The organism is Niallia yueguangensis, from assembly GCF_052663115.1.
On sequence record NZ_JBQTCX010000001.1, the window covers coordinates 110,979 to 127,863 of the forward strand.

The 16,885-nt window shown below is 33.5% G+C and carries 18 protein-coding genes; 14 read left to right on the forward strand and 4 right to left on the reverse strand.

Going from position 1 to position 16,885, the window contains the following annotated elements; all coding sequences use genetic code 11:
• Window positions 1-81: 81 nt before the first annotated feature.
• The 6 genes from ACTYA4_RS00550 to manA all read left to right on the forward strand — a co-directional run bounded on the left by ACTYA4_RS00550 (window position 82) and on the right by manA (window position 5,632).
• A complete protein-coding gene (locus tag ACTYA4_RS00550) occupies window positions 82-462 on the forward strand; it encodes a GntR family transcriptional regulator (protein ID WP_443479587.1) in 381 nt (126 codons plus the stop codon).
• Complete coding sequence (locus ACTYA4_RS00555; RefSeq protein ID WP_443479588.1) at window positions 463-1,365, forward strand: ABC transporter ATP-binding protein; 903 nt, start codon at window positions 463-465, stop codon at window positions 1,363-1,365.
• Window positions 1,337-3,295 carry a DUF6449 domain-containing protein gene (locus ACTYA4_RS00560; RefSeq protein WP_443479589.1) on the forward strand — a complete coding sequence of 653 codons (1,959 nt, stop codon included), beginning with the start codon at window positions 1,337-1,339 and terminating at the stop codon, window positions 3,293-3,295. The genes ACTYA4_RS00555 and ACTYA4_RS00560 overlap by 29 nt, the downstream gene beginning before the upstream one ends.
• Before the next feature lie 24 nt (window positions 3,296-3,319).
• On the forward strand, window positions 3,320-3,649 hold the full coding sequence (locus tag ACTYA4_RS00565; protein WP_443479590.1) for a hypothetical protein: 330 nt from the start codon (window positions 3,320-3,322) through the stop codon (window positions 3,647-3,649).
• Window positions 3,650-3,714: 65 nt separating this feature from the next.
• On the forward strand, window positions 3,715-4,302 hold the full coding sequence (locus ACTYA4_RS00570) for a hypothetical protein (RefSeq protein WP_443479591.1): 588 nt from the start codon (window positions 3,715-3,717) through the stop codon (window positions 4,300-4,302).
• A gap of 382 nt (window positions 4,303-4,684) precedes the next feature.
• Entirely contained in the window at window positions 4,685-5,632 is a 948-nt protein-coding gene (gene manA, locus ACTYA4_RS00575; RefSeq protein WP_443479592.1) for a mannose-6-phosphate isomerase, class I, read from the forward strand.
• A 126-nt stretch (window positions 5,633-5,758) separates the two neighbouring features.
• Here manA and ACTYA4_RS00580 read toward each other — a convergent pair whose 3' ends face one another.
• Window positions 5,759-6,550, reverse strand: a complete 792-nt coding sequence (locus tag ACTYA4_RS00580; protein WP_443479593.1) for a histidinol-phosphatase HisJ family protein — start codon at window positions 6,548-6,550, stop codon at window positions 5,759-5,761.
• 210 nt (window positions 6,551-6,760) lie between these two features.
• Between ACTYA4_RS00580 and ACTYA4_RS00585 the strand changes: the two genes are divergently transcribed.
• The 5 genes from ACTYA4_RS00585 to fabZ all read left to right on the forward strand — a co-directional run bounded on the left by ACTYA4_RS00585 (window position 6,761) and on the right by fabZ (window position 11,072).
• Window positions 6,761-7,549, forward strand: coding sequence for an alpha/beta hydrolase (locus ACTYA4_RS00585; RefSeq protein WP_443479594.1), 789 nt, complete (start codon window positions 6,761-6,763; stop codon window positions 7,547-7,549).
• Window positions 7,550-8,028: 479 nt separating this feature from the next.
• Complete coding sequence (locus ACTYA4_RS00590; protein ID WP_443479595.1) at window positions 8,029-8,790, forward strand: DeoR/GlpR family DNA-binding transcription regulator; 762 nt, start codon at window positions 8,029-8,031, stop codon at window positions 8,788-8,790.
• 168 nt (window positions 8,791-8,958) lie between these two features.
• Window positions 8,959-9,834 carry a Cof-type HAD-IIB family hydrolase gene (locus tag ACTYA4_RS00595; RefSeq protein WP_443479596.1) on the forward strand — a complete coding sequence of 292 codons (876 nt, stop codon included), beginning with the start codon at window positions 8,959-8,961 and terminating at the stop codon, window positions 9,832-9,834.
• A gap of 214 nt (window positions 9,835-10,048) precedes the next feature.
• Window positions 10,049-10,639 carry a lysophospholipid acyltransferase family protein gene (locus ACTYA4_RS00600; protein ID WP_443479597.1) on the forward strand — a complete coding sequence of 197 codons (591 nt, stop codon included), beginning with the start codon at window positions 10,049-10,051 and terminating at the stop codon, window positions 10,637-10,639.
• Between the two features lie 13 nt (window positions 10,640-10,652).
• The gene (fabZ, locus tag ACTYA4_RS00605; RefSeq protein ID WP_443479598.1) at window positions 10,653-11,072 is read left to right on the forward strand and encodes a 3-hydroxyacyl-ACP dehydratase FabZ; all 420 of its coding nucleotides are present in this window, start codon (window positions 10,653-10,655) and stop codon (window positions 11,070-11,072) included.
• A gap of 200 nt (window positions 11,073-11,272) precedes the next feature.
• On the opposite strand, the gene ACTYA4_RS00610 is transcribed toward fabZ, so the two are convergent.
• Window positions 11,273-11,698 (reverse strand): VOC family protein, encoded by a 426-nt coding sequence (locus tag ACTYA4_RS00610; protein WP_443479599.1) that lies wholly within the window; start codon window positions 11,696-11,698, stop codon window positions 11,273-11,275.
• 433 nt (window positions 11,699-12,131) lie between these two features.
• Here ACTYA4_RS00610 and spoIIP point away from each other — a divergent pair, with 433 nt between their 5' ends.
• Window positions 12,132-13,268, forward strand: a complete 1,137-nt coding sequence (gene spoIIP, locus ACTYA4_RS00615; RefSeq protein WP_443479600.1) for a stage II sporulation protein P — start codon at window positions 12,132-12,134, stop codon at window positions 13,266-13,268.
• A gap of 39 nt (window positions 13,269-13,307) precedes the next feature.
• Here the strand turns inward: spoIIP and ACTYA4_RS00620 are convergent, their stop codons facing one another.
• Entirely contained in the window at window positions 13,308-14,258 is a 951-nt protein-coding gene (locus ACTYA4_RS00620; protein ID WP_443479601.1) for a tyrosine-type recombinase/integrase, read from the reverse strand.
• A gap of 140 nt (window positions 14,259-14,398) precedes the next feature.
• On the opposite strand from ACTYA4_RS00620, the gene ACTYA4_RS00625 reads away from it, so the two are divergent.
• Entirely contained in the window at window positions 14,399-15,892 is a 1,494-nt protein-coding gene (locus ACTYA4_RS00625; protein ID WP_443479602.1) for an aminotransferase class V-fold PLP-dependent enzyme, read from the forward strand.
• A gap of 21 nt (window positions 15,893-15,913) precedes the next feature.
• Here ACTYA4_RS00625 and ACTYA4_RS00630 read toward each other — a convergent pair whose 3' ends face one another.
• Window positions 15,914-16,333: a DUF3888 domain-containing protein gene (locus ACTYA4_RS00630; protein ID WP_443479603.1), complete on the reverse strand. Its 420-nt coding sequence runs from the start codon at window positions 16,331-16,333 to the stop codon at window positions 15,914-15,916.
• 194 nt (window positions 16,334-16,527) lie between these two features.
• Here ACTYA4_RS00630 and ACTYA4_RS00635 point away from each other — a divergent pair, with 194 nt between their 5' ends.
• Window positions 16,528-16,881, forward strand: a complete 354-nt coding sequence (locus tag ACTYA4_RS00635) for a YxiJ family protein (protein ID WP_443479604.1) — start codon at window positions 16,528-16,530, stop codon at window positions 16,879-16,881.
• Window positions 16,882-16,885 lie beyond the last annotated feature (4 nt).

Genomic DNA, 16,885 nt, shown 5'->3' on the forward strand with positions numbered 1-16,885 from the left:
CTTTTTATTTGTAAAGATATGCTATATAATGTTAACTGTATTACGAATCATAGTACACTTAATACAGATTGGAGGCACTTGATGTTTGAGCTTGATATAAGAAGCAGAACCCCTATCTATGAACAATTAGTGGAAAAGTTAATACAGTTAATTGTTTCTGGATTATTACAAGCTGATGAACAGCTTCCATCTGTTCGAACATTAGCTACTCAATTAACGATTAATCCTAATACGATTCAAAAAGCATATAGAGAGTTGGAAAGCCAAGGATATATTTATTCTGTAAAAGGGAAAGGCAGTTTTGTGAATGCCTCTCAAAATATTGTAAATGACAGCAAAAAAAAGGACGCACTCTTTAAATTAGAGAAGCTTCTGTCCGAAGCACTTTATTTAGGGATTACACCTAATGAAATAATAATGATAGTTCAACGGCTAGCTGAACAGAAAGGAGGAACCGCCTAAATGATCAAGTTTCAGAATGTAAGCAGAACAATCGAAAAAGAACCGATTCTTGAAAATGTATCCTTAACCGTTAATAAAGGCTCCATCTATGGTCTGCTCGGTTCAAACGGTGCGGGAAAAACAACGATATTAAAATTGCTGGCGGGAATTTTGAAACAAGATAGCGGGAAAATAACCGTCGAAAGTCAAGAGGTATATGAAAATATTAACACGAAAAGAACCTTATTTTTTTTGCCTGATTTTCCAACCTTTTTTCCCCAATATACATTAAATCAAATGGCGAAATTTTATAAAGAAGTGTATCCAAGTTGGAGCGATATAAGATTTAATGAGTTAGCTAAACTATTTAAATTAGATAAAAATAAAAAATTACATACTTACTCGAAAGGTTTGCAGCGGCAAGCTGCATTTTGGTTGGCTTTTGCTGCGACTCCAGAGCTGTTAATTCTCGATGAACCATTTGATGGTCTTGATCCTGTCATCCGCACAAAAGTAAAAAATCTAATTGTGCAAGAGGTTGCGGAAAGGGAAATGACGGTTATCGTATCTTCTCATAACTTACGAGAAGTAGAAGATATATGCGATCATGTCAGTATTATCCATGAAGGAAAATGTATATTAGAGAAAGATATTGACGATTTAAAATCAGATGTTCATAAAATCCAAATTGCCTTTAAAACAGGAACTGACCCTATATGGAAGGAAAAATTAAATCCTTTATATGTAGAACAGCGGGGAAGTGTTGTCATGCTTATCGTAAAAGGAAACAAAGAACAAATCATCACAGAATTAGAGGAGCAGCATCCACTCCTTTTAGACATACTCCCGCTTACATTAGAAGAAATATTTATTTATGAATTGGAGGATAAAAATTATGCCTTTCAAACTATCCTTTTATCATAAGCAGCTGTCCTTGCTTATTTTTCGCAGTGTTGGCTGGGTGAGTATTTTATCATTTTTGGTTGTCTTTTTTGCTGTCCCGCTTCATTTAATGTTAATAGACAAAGAGTTGAAAGAGGATTCCTATTCTTATCAAATATATGATCATCTTTTTAATGTAAATGATTTCTTTCAAATGGCAGTAATTATTGTAATGCCGATTTTATTAGCTATTTTTTTATTTCGATTTATGCAGCATAAAGCATATAGTGATTTAATACATAGCTTGCCGATCAGCAGAACGTTTCTATTCCACTATTATTGTATCAGTGGAGCTCTCTTGTTAATCTTGCCGATTCTATTAAATGGATTCCTATTAAGAATTATTTATCCTTTCTTTCAATTGGAGAAGTTTTTTCCTGTCAGTGAAATCTATTATTGGACAGCAGTTTTTTGCGTGTTTAGTATTTTGTTATATATTTCCACTGTTTTTGTTGGAATGTTTACAGGAATATCGATTTTACAAGGGGTTTTTACTTGTTTATTCTTGTTATTTCCAACTGGTTTTGTCACCGTGTTATGTTATAACTTCCATTTTTGGATAGATGGTTTTCCATTGAATGAAATAATTACAGATAAAACGCTCTTGTTATCGCCAATATTAGTACCAGTTATACTAGAGAGTTCAGAAGGGAAAGTCTTCTACTATACTTGTTATTTTTTATGTTCTATTTTCCTCTATGTTTTTGCATTTGCGCTTTTTAAAAAAAGAAAAGTAGAATCTATTTCACAAGCATTTGTTTTTTCCAAACTAAAAGGCGTTTTTAAATATACATTTACTATTTCGTGTATGTTAATCGGCAGTCTTTATGGAGAATTGGTAACAATCGGAAAAATAGGGATTGTGATTGGAAATATAATGGGGGCTTTTATCGGTTTTATATTAGTAGAAATGATACTAGAAAAAACATGGAGGGTATTTTTTCGAATAAAGAAGTTTCCTCTATTTATTGGAATCGTGGCAATTGTTATGTTTAGTTCAATTCCACTTGTACATAAATACGAACAGTTTCGGCCAGCTGCTGGGTCCATTCAAAGTGTTTCTTTCCAAGATAATTTCATATCGGATCCATTTGCAGAAAAGATGATGAATTCATCTGCTAATATTCAACATGTTCTGGCAATACATAAAAAGATTTTGGAACAGAAGAGGGAGCCCTCTACAAAGGAAAAAGATTCGCTTATTACTTTAAAATATAAATTAAATAACGGCAGAAAAGTAGTACGGAGCTATGAAATAAATAGAGCGGATTATCAAGAGTGGCTGCAGCCGCTTTATGAATCAGAAGAATTTAAAATACTTCACTTGCCATTATTCACCTTTAGAAGTGATGAAATAAATGACATGGTAATTGAGCCGCAATATAAAAATGATTATATTCGCTTGAGCAGCAAACAAGAAATAAAAGAATTTTTATCTGTTTTACTAAAAGATATCGTGAAAGAACCATATAAAAGTATGACAACAAACTATGCCATTTCATCTAGTATTATGATTTCTTTCCAAGGTAAACGAGACGAGACATATCATATCGAATTAAAACCTTCCTATAAAGAAAGTAGAAAATGGTTAGCAGAAAAGAATATGCTTGAAAAAGCAGTGTTAGTTTCAGATGATGTACAAGAAGTTGCCGTAACAAAAGCAAAAGATGTTGGCATAAAGTATCATGGGATGTCAGAAATCGCTTATGAAGAAAAGAACATGGCAGACATAAAACATAAAGTGATCGTAAAGGATGATCGTTTGAAGCAAAAAATCTTGGATTCATCCGTTCATAATAAAGAGGACTATGTTGTTGTGTTAACGTATAAATTCAGAAATTATGTTGATATTGCTCATATTTCGAAAGAAGAACTACCTGATTCTTTAATCGAAGAATTGGAAAAAAATTAAAAGGAATGGAAAGGTGGATGTGTTGTGACAAAAAAACAACGATATAAAAAAATGATCACAAATTATACACAAAAACTTTTCCAAATGGCCTTTTGTATTGTTCAAGATAGGCAATTAGCAGAGCTAGTTGTGGAAAAAGTAATGATAACAGCCTACGAATCATTTGATGCAATCGATTTTGCACAATGGGAACAATATCTCATGCAATTGACAACGAAAACTGCAATCGTTTGTAAAAAATCAACAAACGACGAGAAAAAAAGATTGCTAGAACAACACCAGCAAAAATCTACAGACAACCGAACACTGTCCGTTAGTGAAAAGAATATTTCCTTTTTTACGAAAGCTCAGTAGAACACATTGTTTGTTCCGGCAAAATCAAGGGAGAGATATCGTTGAAGGAATTTCAAAAATATAGTGTGGAATCGAGACGTTTTATTGTTTTTACATTAATCACAGGTTTAATTGTTGGCTTTCTTTCAGTTATTTCTGATAATTTACCGAATTTAAGTGATGGTATAACACTTCTTGAATACGTTATTTCCTATTTGGCAGTAATGATTAATTCTTTACCGGTGTGGTTTATACTCGCCATGTTTGTTGGTTATATATTTGCAGGTAATATTAAGAAAGCTGTGTTATTTGGTGCTATGTATACACTTACTGCCATTACGTTTTATTTTTTGATTGGCTATTTTTACGTGGTTGTACCAGTAACAATTTCATTTAAAGAGCAGGCTATTGCTTATGCAATTTGGTACGGGGCATCAGCAGTCGGCGGTATTCTTGGTGGCATAGTAGGATTTTTCATAAAGAAAACACCTTATGCATTATTATTTTTACTTGTAGGATTAATCTTGCAGTTGGCTGTAAACGGTACAAGAAGTTGGAGTAACATTATTAGTATTTCGCAAAATGTTACCTTCTGTTTAATGATAATGTGTATTATTATGTATTTAGTGATTGTGAGACTTAAAACTCAAATTGAGCCAAACAATGACCAATAACTTTAAAATGAAATGAACAAATAATGTGAATAGGGGGAACCCTCTGTAAATCAAGGGTTCCCCTTCGTTCTATAGAAAAAACAACATAACAACTGCATTCACTTAAATTTGATGAGGGGTTCGAACAAAAGGCACATAAGTTAGATTTCTTCATATTCTATATCGATATAGCAGTCAAATAAGGGGTTCATCTTCAGAAAAACACGTTTTCATTTTGATTTCATTTTTACTAGATTCTACTAGATTTTACAAACAAATGACGCCAAAGCTTCTAGATGGAAAAAGAGAATATTTCTTTCATAATATGAAAATACTTACAATACAAAAGGTATCATATGGTAGAATAGTAGTATCTAAGTAGTAAAAGGAGCTTACAATTAATATGAGTCAACAACCTATTTTTTTTGATCCGATTTTTCAAGAAAGAATTTGGGGAGGAACAAAGCTGCGCAGTTTTGGCTATACCATTCCTTCAGATACAACAGGTGAATGCTGGGCTTTTGCAGCACATCCAAATGGCCAAAGTGTAGTTAAAAACGGTGCCTTTCAAGGAAAGACTTTAGGAGCTCTATGGGACAATCATCGTGAGTTATTTGCGAATGTAAAAGGGGATCGTTTCCCGTTATTAACGAAAATTTTAGATGCTAACCAAGATTTATCTGTTCAAGTGCATCCTAATGACGAATATGCAAATAAACATGAAAATGGAGAACTAGGTAAAACCGAATGCTGGTATATTGTCGATTGTAAAGACGGTGCTGAAATTGTTTTTGGACATCATGCTCAGTCTACAGAAGAATTAAAAACAATGATAGCAGAAAATCGCTGGAATGATTTATTATGTAAAGTGCCTGTAAAAAAAGGGGATTTCTTTTTTGTGCCAAGTGGAACGATCCATGCGATTGGAGAAGGAATTATTATATTAGAAACACAACAAAATTCGGATACTACTTATAGAGTTTATGATTATGACAGAATAGATGATGCTGGAAACAAGCGGCAACTGCATATAAACCAATCGATTGCTGTTACGACTGTACCTCATCTTGTCAACCAGCAAGCAGTAGAAGTAGAACATCTAGCAGGGGTTACAAAAACGACCTTCGTAAAATGTGATTATTTTTCGGTCGAAAAGTGGGAATTAAACGGAGAAAGCAGCTTTACGCAGTCTAAGCCGTTTCTATTATGCAGTGTTTTGGAAGGACAAGGAAAGTTAAATATTAATGCGGATGAATACACTTTCCAAAAAGGAGACCATTTTTTACTTCCTAGTCAGGTGGCTGACTTTGCATTATCAGGTAATAGCGAACTGATCGTTTCTTATTTATAATAGGCAGAAAAGGGGATGTGCAAATAGTATCATTTGCACATCTTTTTACTATCATTTTATATGGATCGAGTTAGATAAATGTCTACTTCGATTGTATGTGTCGATGAATAGACGGTTATACCTTACTTAGGTTTGAATAGCTTGTGGTTTTCTTTTTTCGTATGTATATATATGAGTAAATCCGCATTCTTTTGCTAACGATACAGCATCATAAAAATGAGCTCCAACTGTTTCCGCATGATGAGAATCTGAACCAATCGTTAAAATTTCTCCCCCTAATTTACGATATAAGGATAAAATATCTTTTGATGGCAGACTTTCATTTAAATTTGTTCTCCATCCAGATGTATTAATTTCTAACCCGATGCCGCGTTTAATTGCTGTCTTTAAGATGTCCGTTATAATAGATTTGTATTTTTCAAATTCATAAAGTCCTACTGTTTGATGGGCATATCTTTTCATTAAATCAAAATGAGCAATTACGTCAATATCTGCTGTTTGTATCATCTCATATAGTTCTAAAAAATATGCTTCATAAATATCTTTTTCCGGAAATGCATTCATAAATCGACGCAGCGTATACTGTTCAATATTGTGGACTGAACCGAGAATAAAATCTAATGGAATCTCAGAAAGAGCCTTTTTATATTCTGATTGCAGTAAATGGGGCTCACAAAGCTCAATTCCTATTTTTATGGTTAATTTATTAGAAAATTTTTCTTGGCAACGATTTATTTCTTTTAAATAATAAACCCAGTTCATGTGTCCATATGTAGGCACTTTTGGGTTGACAGAAAAATGTTCGGTGAAACAAATTTCTTTCACCCCCGTTTTAATGGCATGTAAACATATGTCTTCCATATTTGCTTGTGAATCAAAAGAATGGTTAGAGTGATGATGATAATCGAAATAATACATCTACTTCTTCCTTTACCTTTTCTTTCTATTATTTCATACTTGTATGGAGAAGTCAGTAGAAAATAAAACTTTACTTTGACATTAAAAATTAATATACACTATAATATTATTATTAAATCCATTATTGAGGTCTAAAACAAAGTAAACAGGTAGGAATAGTTTATTTTGTTAGGCTTGTTTTAAATGGTTAGGATCGAGGAGGTAAAAATAATGTTTAAACATATAAAATGGCAGTCGGAGCAGCTTGCCTTATCGATTGATTATCCCAATCATTTTAATGAAGAGAAAAAGTATGATAGTATTATTATTTGCCATGGATTTATTGGCAGCAGAATTGGAGTGGACCGACTATTTGTGAAAGCTGGCCAGCATTTCACAAAAGAAGATTACGTTGTTTTTCGGTTTGATTATAGCGGTTGTGGGGAAAGCACTGGGAATTACGGTAAGTATGGAATGGTGGAGTTATTGGATCAAACAAAAACCATTTTGGATTATGTGTCGTCTTTAAAGTACGTTAGAAACATTATTCTTGTTGGACATAGCCTTGGTGGAGCTGTATCTGCATTAACAGCAGCCGTTGATCCAAGAATAAATACATTAGTGCAATGGGCAGCTGTAGGTGAACCATATCATAATCTTGCGCAAATTTTTGGTGAAAACAAAGTGCATTCATTAAAAAATTGCGATTCGATTGATTATCATGGATTTTCTTTTACCGACTATTATTTTCAATCGATGAAAAACTATCACCCACTAACAGAATGTTCAAGATTCACTGGGGACGTATTGCTTATTCATGGAACAGATGATGAGGATATCCCATATGACTATATGGAGCAATATGAAACAAATTATTTACAAAGAAAAAGCGGCAGTGTAGAGACATACACAATCCCAAATGGGGATCATACTTTTTCCACTGATACTTATTTTAACGAATTAATAAATCGAACAGTAGAATGGTTGTTAAAAATGAAAACAAATCTTCCTGTTTCATAATAAAAAGCTTGTAAACTTTTTCGTCGTTGTATGAAAACAGTTTATAAGCTTTTTTATCGTCCAGAAAATTATAAACGAAATGGGATTGTGGATAACTCGGCGGTTGTGTCCGCATCTAGCTTCGACGTACAGGACGTACTAGTGCCGATGAAGACATAAGGCCGTGGCGCCTTTAATCGGCCAGCGCCTAACTCTTGTGAAAAATAACCCCATGCCTCTAAAAGTAAAAAGCACTTTTTGAGTCATGTGAACATTTTTCTTCAGAGCTGTTCAAGGCGCTTGCGCTTTTGTTCTTATGTAAGAAATTTTCTGAAGTTCTATAGGTTACTTGCAGCAGTGCCTATCTTCTTGGATTCATACATGATTTTGAATTTATAAGTAATATTAATTATTTTACTTATTAACACTTATTTATTATGGATTTTTATCGTGTTATCACTTATAATTACTTATGTAAGCGAAAGAAAAGGAGAAGATCTATGTCTCAGGAAGAAAGATTATCGATGATCTTACAGTATTTAACGGAGCATAAACGAATAACGGTTGAGGATATTTGTTCCAACTATGATGTTTCTAGAGATACAGCAAGAAGAGACTTAGTAAAATTAGAGGAACAGCAAAAAATTATCCGAACTAGAGGAGGGGCAATCCTTCCTAGCAGCCATAAGAGAATTCATAATTATCATCATCGCCTGCAGTTTGTGTCCGAAGAGAAAAAAGAAATCGGCAAATTGGCTGCAACCTTAATTCAAGACAATGATCATATTATTTTAGACACGTCAACTACTGTGCAAGCAATGGGACAGTATATAGACCAGGAATGCACGGTCATAACGAATTCTATTCATGTTGCTGAAATATTGTCAGATAAAACGAATCCGAAAATCCATTTGCTTGGGGGGATTTTACACAAAGAACATCGGTATCTTTACGGTCAGTCCGTTGTCGAAAAACTCGACTATTATTCCGTAGATAAAGTGTTTATTGGGATTGTTGGCATATCGGAAAAAGGCTTAACAATCGTTGATGAAGAAGATGGTGCAGTGAAACGAAAGATGATGCAGCAAGCGAAACAAGTAATTGTTGTAGCCGATCATAGTAAAATAGGAATGACAGAATTTTATCAATTTGCCAAATTAGCTGAAATCGATGTATTTATAACAGATAAAGAACCAAATAAAGCATTTATTCAATTGTTAAAAGAAAATGATGTTGAGTTATTAGTATGTGTTCAAGCATAAGGGCAATCAAAGCAGAGAAGGTCGAGGCGCGGAGGTCACGAAGCCTGGAGCGTAGGTTGATTTGTGAGGACTGGAGTGACATTAAAACGAAGAGATTAACAAGCTTGTGTTACCGGACTTTTTGAATAACCTCTATTAGTAGTGCATTCTAAAAAGGTGGGGAAATAAATGATTAAATGTATTGCAATTGACTTGGATGGAACACTGTTAAATCATAATAGCAAAATAAGTGATGAAAATCTGCAGAGTATAAAAGATGCACAACATAAAGGGATAGAAGTAGTGGTTGCAACTGGAAGGAATTATCCAGATGTGGTGGAGATATTTAAAGATACAGGTGTAAAAACATGGATAATTGGTGCAAATGGAGCAACCATCCATACACCAGAAGGACAATTGTTTCATCATGTGCCAATGAATAATCAAAAAGCAATGCAACTGCTAGAATGGCTTGAAACAAATGACTATTATTATGAAGTATTTAGTGATGATTATATTTACACGAGACAAAAAGGAAGAGAGCTTCTTACAATTGAAATAGATCAATTATGCAAAGCAAATCCTGATCTTGATAGACAGGACCTCGAAAAGCATACCGATGTTCAATACAGTCAAACAGGGTTTTATTTTATCTCTTCGTATAAGGAATTAACGATATCACCGATTAATGTGTATAATATTTTAGCCTTTTCTTTTGACCGAAAAAAAAGGGATAGAGGCTGGGAAATGTTTAAAGAAGATAAATCTGTAACACTAGTTACTTCAGGAAAATATAATTTTGAATTTGAACATCTGCTTGCATCAAAAGGACATTCTTTAGCAAAATTAACCGAGCATTTAAGCATTTCATTAAAGGAAACGATGGCGATGGGAGATAGTATGAATGACCTTTCGATGCTTAATAGAGTAGGGTATCCAATTGCAATGGGAAATGCAAGAGAAGATGTTAAAAAAGCCTGCATAGAAATAACTGATACAAATGAAAATAATGGAGTAGCAAACGCAATTAACCGCTTTATCTTGAAAGCACAAGTAACAAAATAAAAGGTTATAAACGAATAGGAGCGGTTTCTAATGGCAGCAAGTGTACATCATACATTTGCTGTTTTTTGTATTGTATAATTCTACTACTCAATCAAGCGTTTATAGTTTATAATTTATTGTAAGAAAAAAATATAGTATCTAGTACTAAGAGTAGATGGTATACTAAATAATAGATTAAAAAAACGATGATGATACATATAAAGGAGATTTTTCAATGTATAACTTTACTGCAAATTTAGCTAATGTAGTATTAAAAATATTTGGTCGGACAAAGGTTATCAATAAGGAAAAGCTGCCAGAAAATCAAGGTTATATTGTGGCGTGCTCTCATATTGGCTGGGTAGATGTTCTAGCGCTTGGAACATCGCTTTTGCCGAAACAAATTTATTTTATGGCGAAAAAAGAGCTGTTTGAAAAACCAAAAACTGCTCGGTTTTTATCGAGTATTAATGCATTTCCAGTAGACAGAGAAAATCCTGGTCCAAGCAGTATTAAGACACCAGTTAAATTATTAAAAGAAGATAAAATCGTTGGTATTTTTCCAAGCGGGACAAGAAGTTCAGAAGACGTTCCTTTAAAAAGAGGAGCTGCGACGATCGCGAATCTTGCAAAAGTACCAATTGTACCAGCTGCCTTCAGCGGCCCAACCGATTTAAAAGGGTTGTTAAGCGGGAAAAAAATCAAAGTTATTTTTGGGGATCCAATTGAATTAAAAACAAAAGATGGTACCAAAAAAGATGTGGCAGCTATTACAACAGAATTAAGTGAAGTAATGGCAGCACTTCAAAAAAAGCTTGAGCAATAGAGAGGGATTGAAAATGATTAATTTGCCTAAAATTAAAGAAATTTTAAATCGTTATCCTTTGCCATTAGTAGATGAAATAGTAGAGTTAAAGGCAGGATTGATGGCTGTTGGCATCAAACAAATCAGCAAGGAAGATACCTTTGCTTTTGGACAAAACCCGAAAAGCCCACTTATGCCAGGCGTTTTAATTATGGAAGCAATTGCGCAAGTAACCGCAGTTGCTATTCATAGTGATGAAAAACACGATGATAAACAAGCTCTCTTGGCTAGAATACACAACTGCAGGATCCGTAAACAAGTATTTCCTGGGGATGAACTTTGTTTAGAAGTTTTTGTTACAAAAGTCAAAAATACAATTGCAAAGGCAAAAGGGAGAGCAACCGTCAGAGGCGAACTGATCTGCGAAACGGAATTACTTTTTGCTTTTAAATAGGCTCGTTCTTTGTCCATTTTTCTAATCAAAGCACATGATACTATTTGTTGTATCATGTGCTTTTTAAATGAAATTTTACGCATTCAAAAGCAAAAAATGTTGCCTTGTAAAATAGTTTGATTAAAAATGGCGTATAAACCTGCATTTTTAATCAAAGAAAAAGAATTCAATTTGAAAAAGATTGATCAAAATGAAATAATTTATTGTTTACCCTCTGTGTAAATTTGAAAGGTTACACCGAACTTGTCCGTTACAATCCCATAAGCAGGGCTAAAAAAAGTTTCCTGCAGCGGCATTTTTACTTGACCGTCTTGCTGTAGGGATTCAAAAATTTGTTTTGATTTTTCGATGTCGTTAATTGTAATACAGATCGTAACTTGATCTCCTATTTGACTGGTTTGACCTGGAAACATATCTGAAAACATGAGATCCGTTTCTCCAATCTTTATCATTGCGTGTGCCACAAGTCCCTTTGCTTCTTCTGGTAAAGGAAATTCTGGATTTTCTGGCATTTCTCCAAAAGTTTGGTTAAAAAGGACTTTCCCATCCAATGCTTTTTCGTAAAATTGGATTGCTTCCTTTGTATTTCCGTTCATCATTAAATAGGGGGATAGTCGTAATGTCATAATTAAACAGCTCCTTGGATTTTAATTTTTTTTACTATACTTGAGGAACTTCCAAACCTTGCGTTTAAAATGGATAGTAGTAGTAACTACTATCCATTATTACCTATAAGTGCATTATAAAACAAAGAACATATGTTCGTCAACAAAGATATTATGGAAAGACTAAAAAATTTTTATACATGACTAATATGTATCACCTTTATTTTTAGGTCTTGATAATTAACAAATAAAATAATTTTACGCATCCAAAATGATTCGTTCCATAAAAATATAATAAAGTCTCTAGTTTAAAGCATAGAAAAATAAAAGTAGAAAATCGCTAATATAATAGAAGAAAAGCAGAGAAACTATATAATTTTACGCATCCAAATTAATATTTCCATTCTAAATAAGTAATTAACTACATATACCTTTAGTAGAAAGGAGACGACCTATGCAAACAACCAAATTCCGTTACTATTTCCAGTATATTAATACTACTATTTTAGGAGTCATCCTTGTTTTTTTGCTCACTGCAGGTATTACAACGTCGTTATTCTCCATGAAGCTTTCTTCCGAGCATGTTAGTGACTTCTTAAAAAATGTTGATTCAACCTCTATATACTATCAATTGTTTCGTGGCGAAAATCATTCTTTCCCGAAAACGGAAAATGATGAACTTTCTATTTCTTCTTTATTATTTCAAGTAGCGACAAATATTAAATTGGATGATACGAGGACCTTATTAGGAACAGAACTGCCGTTATTAACCTTTTATCATACTGAAATCGTAGTGGCAGAGGAAGGGACCACGATTGCCAATTTACCTTTTGAATCGACTCCATCTGAAAATATTTTAAAAAATCCAAAAGAAGTTGATGAAAATAAAATTGTAAAAGAGCCGAAAAAAGACACTGTTATTGAAAAGGAACCAAAAACGAAAAATGTATTTATTTATCAAACGCATAACTTGGAATCGTATTTGCCGCTTCTAAAGGACGCTGCTGATTCTAATGAAGCGATTAGTTCAGATACACGAGTTAATGTGGTTGGATTAGGCAATAAATTAACTGAGTTATTACACCAGAATGGCATTGGTGTGCAGCATGATACAACCAATACAAACCAAAAACTTCTCGATAGGAAATGGAGTTATTACGCATCATATAATGTGTCCCAAGAAGTTGTGGAGGCAGCGGTCTCAAAAAATCATGATTTAAAATATTTAATTGATATACATCGTGATTCTGCCCGTAAAGATAACACGACTGCCACAATTAATGGTAAATCGTTTGCTAAGGTAGTATTTGTGATTGGAAAAGCTAATAGAAATTATGAAAAGAACGAAGAGTTTTCCAAAAAATTGCATAAAGCACTTAATAATAAATATCCCGGCATTAGTAAAGGGGTATTTGCCAAGGGCAGAGAAGAAGGGAATGGCGTGTATAATCAAAACTTTTCTAATAAAGCCATTCTTTTAGAAGTAGGCGGGGTTGACAATAATCAAGAAGAATTAAATCGGACAATAGAAGCATTTGCTGATGTATTTTCAGACGTTTATTGGGAAGAAAATAATGCTAGTAAAGAATAATTAAAGGAAAGATGCAAATAATTCTGGCATCTTTCCAATTTAATTATTTTCACTTATATTCTCCAAATATTGTTTATACCGTCTTAACGATGCTTCACTTGTAAGCGCAAATCGCTCCATTAGTACATCATCCAGGTAGCCTAATTGTAAAAAATCAAGGATGCTCGTGTTGCGCAGCGTAACAGCAGAAATTTTTCGCAAATTAGCAAGCCTTACTTCATCTTTTATCATTTCCTGTATTGCACGGACTGACAAATCCTTTGGTCGTTGTCTATCATAATCATACTGAAAAGATAAGGAAATATTATTAAATGCAACAAACAAAGGATCCTTTGAATTATACTTTGGTCGGAATAAAGGCGGTATAGAAAAAAAATAGTCTCTTAAATAGTTCATCATGCTTTCTTGCAGCTGAAACGTTCTTCTCTGTTCATTCGTTTGTACCATTAATTCCTTTTGTGCAAAATTAATATGCTTCATCGTAAGGGAATGGATTTCTGTGGGTGTTAAACCGTAAGTGCGAATAAGTAATACGATCGCAATATTTCTGTTCAATAAATAATTTCTGGCTGACTTTTTTTGTTGTTCGCTGTCTTTCGTTTTCATTCTTTTCATTAATTGTGTAAATTCTTTATCCGTGATAAAGTCTTTATCATTTAATGCACGTAAAGGAGAGGCAGCAGCAAGTTTATGTATTTCTTCAGCTGCGATACATTGATGAAATTTCATTAGGCGACTTAGTACCGAAGCTAATCGCCGAATCGTTGCTTGTGACAATTGAAGATGATGTAGATGCAGAAAATAAGAACGAATATCCTCTGCACGCAGCGCTTTAAATGTGTCAAACTCGGTATTTTCTTTATGTTTATCCATCCATACAAAAAACTTTTTTATATCTGATTCGTATTGTTTTAATGTAAGCTTGGAACGACCCGCAAGCTGTAAATCTTCCATAAAAACATATATATAATCTGGTAAGGTTATAATCACTTGCTCCAGCTCCTTCTGCAAAAACTTTCTTCACTAATAAAAGTGGTTTTAGATCTTTCCGTTTGAAAAAGTAATTAATGGTTACCCTCTTTCTTATTTTATCATACGTTAATATGTAAGGGAGAAGGGGGATTTTCAGATTGATAACAGCAAAAGTTGGTAAATCCACATACTTTTTCAAAAGTCCGTTAGAAACATATTTTCAGCCAATAAAAGAAAATATTATTGGCGATCAATATACATTTTTAACCGCAAATGGAACACAACAGCTTTTATATGCCGATTGGACGGCTAGTGGTCGTTTATATCATAAAATTGAAGAAAAGATGGTATCTGAATTAGGACCATATGTGGCAAATACACATACAGAATCTAATATAACCGGAACGTATATGACGAAAGCTTATAAAGAAGCGAAAACGATTATTAAGGAACATGTACATGCAAATAAAGAGGATGTTATCCTTTTTGCTGGATTTGGCATGACAGCGGTTGTGAATAAATTACAGAGAATATTAGGGTTGAAAAAACAAGGTAATCCTGAACATAACATTGCTATGCTTGATAAAAAAAAACCGATTGTGTTTGTCACACATATGGAGCATCATTCTAATTTTCTTTCATGGGTTGAAACGATTGCTGAGGTTAAGATGATTCGCCCGACATCTACTGGAGATGTCGATTTAACACATTTACGGGAAATGCTTGAAGCAAATAAACACCGGGATAAAAAAATAGGTGCATTCACAGCATGCTCAAATGTGACGGGAAGAAAAACGGATTATTATGCACTAGCAGCAATGATGCATCAATACGGTGGCGTTTGCTTTGTTGATTTTTCCGCTTCTGCACCGTATGTGGAAATCAATATGCACCCACAAAATCCGGAAGACCAATTAGATGCTATCTATTTTTCCCCACACAAATTTTTAGGCGGCCCTGGTACAAGTGGAGTTCTTATTTTGAATAAGACGTTAATAAAGTCTGAAATACCAGATTTGCCAGGGGGAGGAACGGTTGATTTTACAAACCAATGGGGAGATATTGTTTATAAAAAAGACGTAGAAGAGCGAGAGGATGGAGGAACACCTGGATTTTTACAGGCGATTAAGACAGCTTTATCGATAAAATTAAAAGATAAAATGGGAATAAAAAACATAGAAGAGCGAGAAAAAGAGCTTGTAGAGTTAACGTTAACAGAGCTTCATAAAATCGAAGGAATATCGATTTTAGATGGTGAAAATAAGGATCGTCTTGGCATCATTTCTTTTATATGTAAAGACATGCATTATGATTTAATGGTTAGACTTTTAAATGACCGGTTTGGCATCCAAGTTCGCGGCGGATGTTCTTGTGCTGGACCATATGGACATTATTTATTAAATCTCGATAAAAAGCAGTCTAAACAAATCAGCGAAGAAGTAAAGGAAGGCAATTTTATTCATAAACCAGGCTGGATTCGTTTATCTTTGCACCCAACGATGAGCAATGAAGAGATATATAAGATCACTTCAGCTATTAAAAAAATTATGTATTTTAAAGATGAGTGGAGCAGTGATTATTTATTTGACTATAGTAGAAATGAATATAGTTCTAATGGATCACAGTATTCTACTTTTGATATGGTAATTTGACCTGTTTTTGATAAAGTATATTTATTGTAGATCTGGAAGCAAATTATATGTCTTTAGGTGGGTGTAATTTATTAAGTTCACCGTAGGCCCATAAGAAATTCGATAAGTCATTCGGTCCCTGCCAATAGAAACATGATGTGCCGTTGAAGGTTCTATTTCAAATGTAATTTCCAATATTAAGCCACGAAAACCGTTAATTCTTTTGGTTTGAATAACTTCTATTTTCCAGGGTTCAACTTCAGGCGAAAACTTTTTTAAAATATTTGGAGGATAAAACTTATCTAGATCTTCTCTTATATATGGAGTTAGTAAATTCAAAAGCATATCTTGTAGTCTAAGTTGTTCAGAATCTTGAGTTGGTTTTGATATTGCTTCTGCTTTAATTTGAAAGGTAGTAATAATCGTTATAACCAGCATAAAAGCGAGAATTGTTTTTCTCATTTCCTTTAAAAAACTCCTTTAATGTTATTACTATTATATTCCCCTGTAGGTTTACATTTCATGTATGGCAGGGGCATTCTATCGATCAAATAATCACTTACGAAAGCCTCACACCTTAATGACAGGGAAAAAGGGATATAAGATAAAAAATAGCAACTTTTTCACACAATGAAAAGAGGTGAATCTCTCAATATATGAAAATAGACACGGAATTATTAATAAAGCTTAAACAAGTAGAAAAATTGTTAGAAAATGATTTCCCTACCGAAGATATAAATAAAATAGAAGAAGATATCATTAAAGATAGTGAAGAACACTATTTTACTGGGGATTTTGATAGTTATTGTTCCCTCATTTGTGGAAGTCTAGATTATGTGCTTAGCAACAAAAGAATACCTCGTAATCAACGAAAATTGCTAAATAAAGACTTTTTTACATTGTTTCCCGAGTATCAAAATTTAAAGGAACATTTACAAAAGTACCCTGATTTTGCAAGAGAATTAAATGCTCATGAAAAGATGAGAAAATTATTACTAGAAATTAAGTAAACTT

Coding starts and splice junctions, on each gene's coding strand:
- ACTYA4_RS00550 (WP_443479587.1), top strand. CDS start 82: ATGTTTGAGCTTGATATAAGAAGCAGAACCCCTATCTATGAACAATTA.
- ACTYA4_RS00555 (WP_443479588.1), top strand. CDS start 463: ATGATCAAGTTTCAGAATGTAAGCAGAACAATCGAAAAAGAACCGATT.
- ACTYA4_RS00560 (WP_443479589.1), top strand. CDS start 1,337: ATGCCTTTCAAACTATCCTTTTATCATAAGCAGCTGTCCTTGCTTATT.
- manA (WP_443479592.1), top strand. CDS start 4,685: ATGAGTCAACAACCTATTTTTTTTGATCCGATTTTTCAAGAAAGAATT.
- ACTYA4_RS00580 (WP_443479593.1), bottom strand. CDS start 6,550: ATGTATTATTTCGATTATCATCATCACTCTAACCATTCTTTTGATTCA.
- ACTYA4_RS00585 (WP_443479594.1), top strand. CDS start 6,761: ATGTTTAAACATATAAAATGGCAGTCGGAGCAGCTTGCCTTATCGATT.
- ACTYA4_RS00590 (WP_443479595.1), top strand. CDS start 8,029: ATGTCTCAGGAAGAAAGATTATCGATGATCTTACAGTATTTAACGGAG.
- ACTYA4_RS00595 (WP_443479596.1), top strand. CDS start 8,959: ATGATTAAATGTATTGCAATTGACTTGGATGGAACACTGTTAAATCAT.
- ACTYA4_RS00600 (WP_443479597.1), top strand. CDS start 10,049: ATGTATAACTTTACTGCAAATTTAGCTAATGTAGTATTAAAAATATTT.
- fabZ (WP_443479598.1), top strand. CDS start 10,653: ATGATTAATTTGCCTAAAATTAAAGAAATTTTAAATCGTTATCCTTTG.
- ACTYA4_RS00610 (WP_443479599.1), bottom strand. CDS start 11,698: ATGACATTACGACTATCCCCCTATTTAATGATGAACGGAAATACAAAG.
- spoIIP (WP_443479600.1), top strand. CDS start 12,132: ATGCAAACAACCAAATTCCGTTACTATTTCCAGTATATTAATACTACT.
- ACTYA4_RS00630 (WP_443479603.1), bottom strand. CDS start 16,333: ATGAGAAAAACAATTCTCGCTTTTATGCTGGTTATAACGATTATTACT.
- ACTYA4_RS00635 (WP_443479604.1), top strand. CDS start 16,528: ATGAAAATAGACACGGAATTATTAATAAAGCTTAAACAAGTAGAAAAA.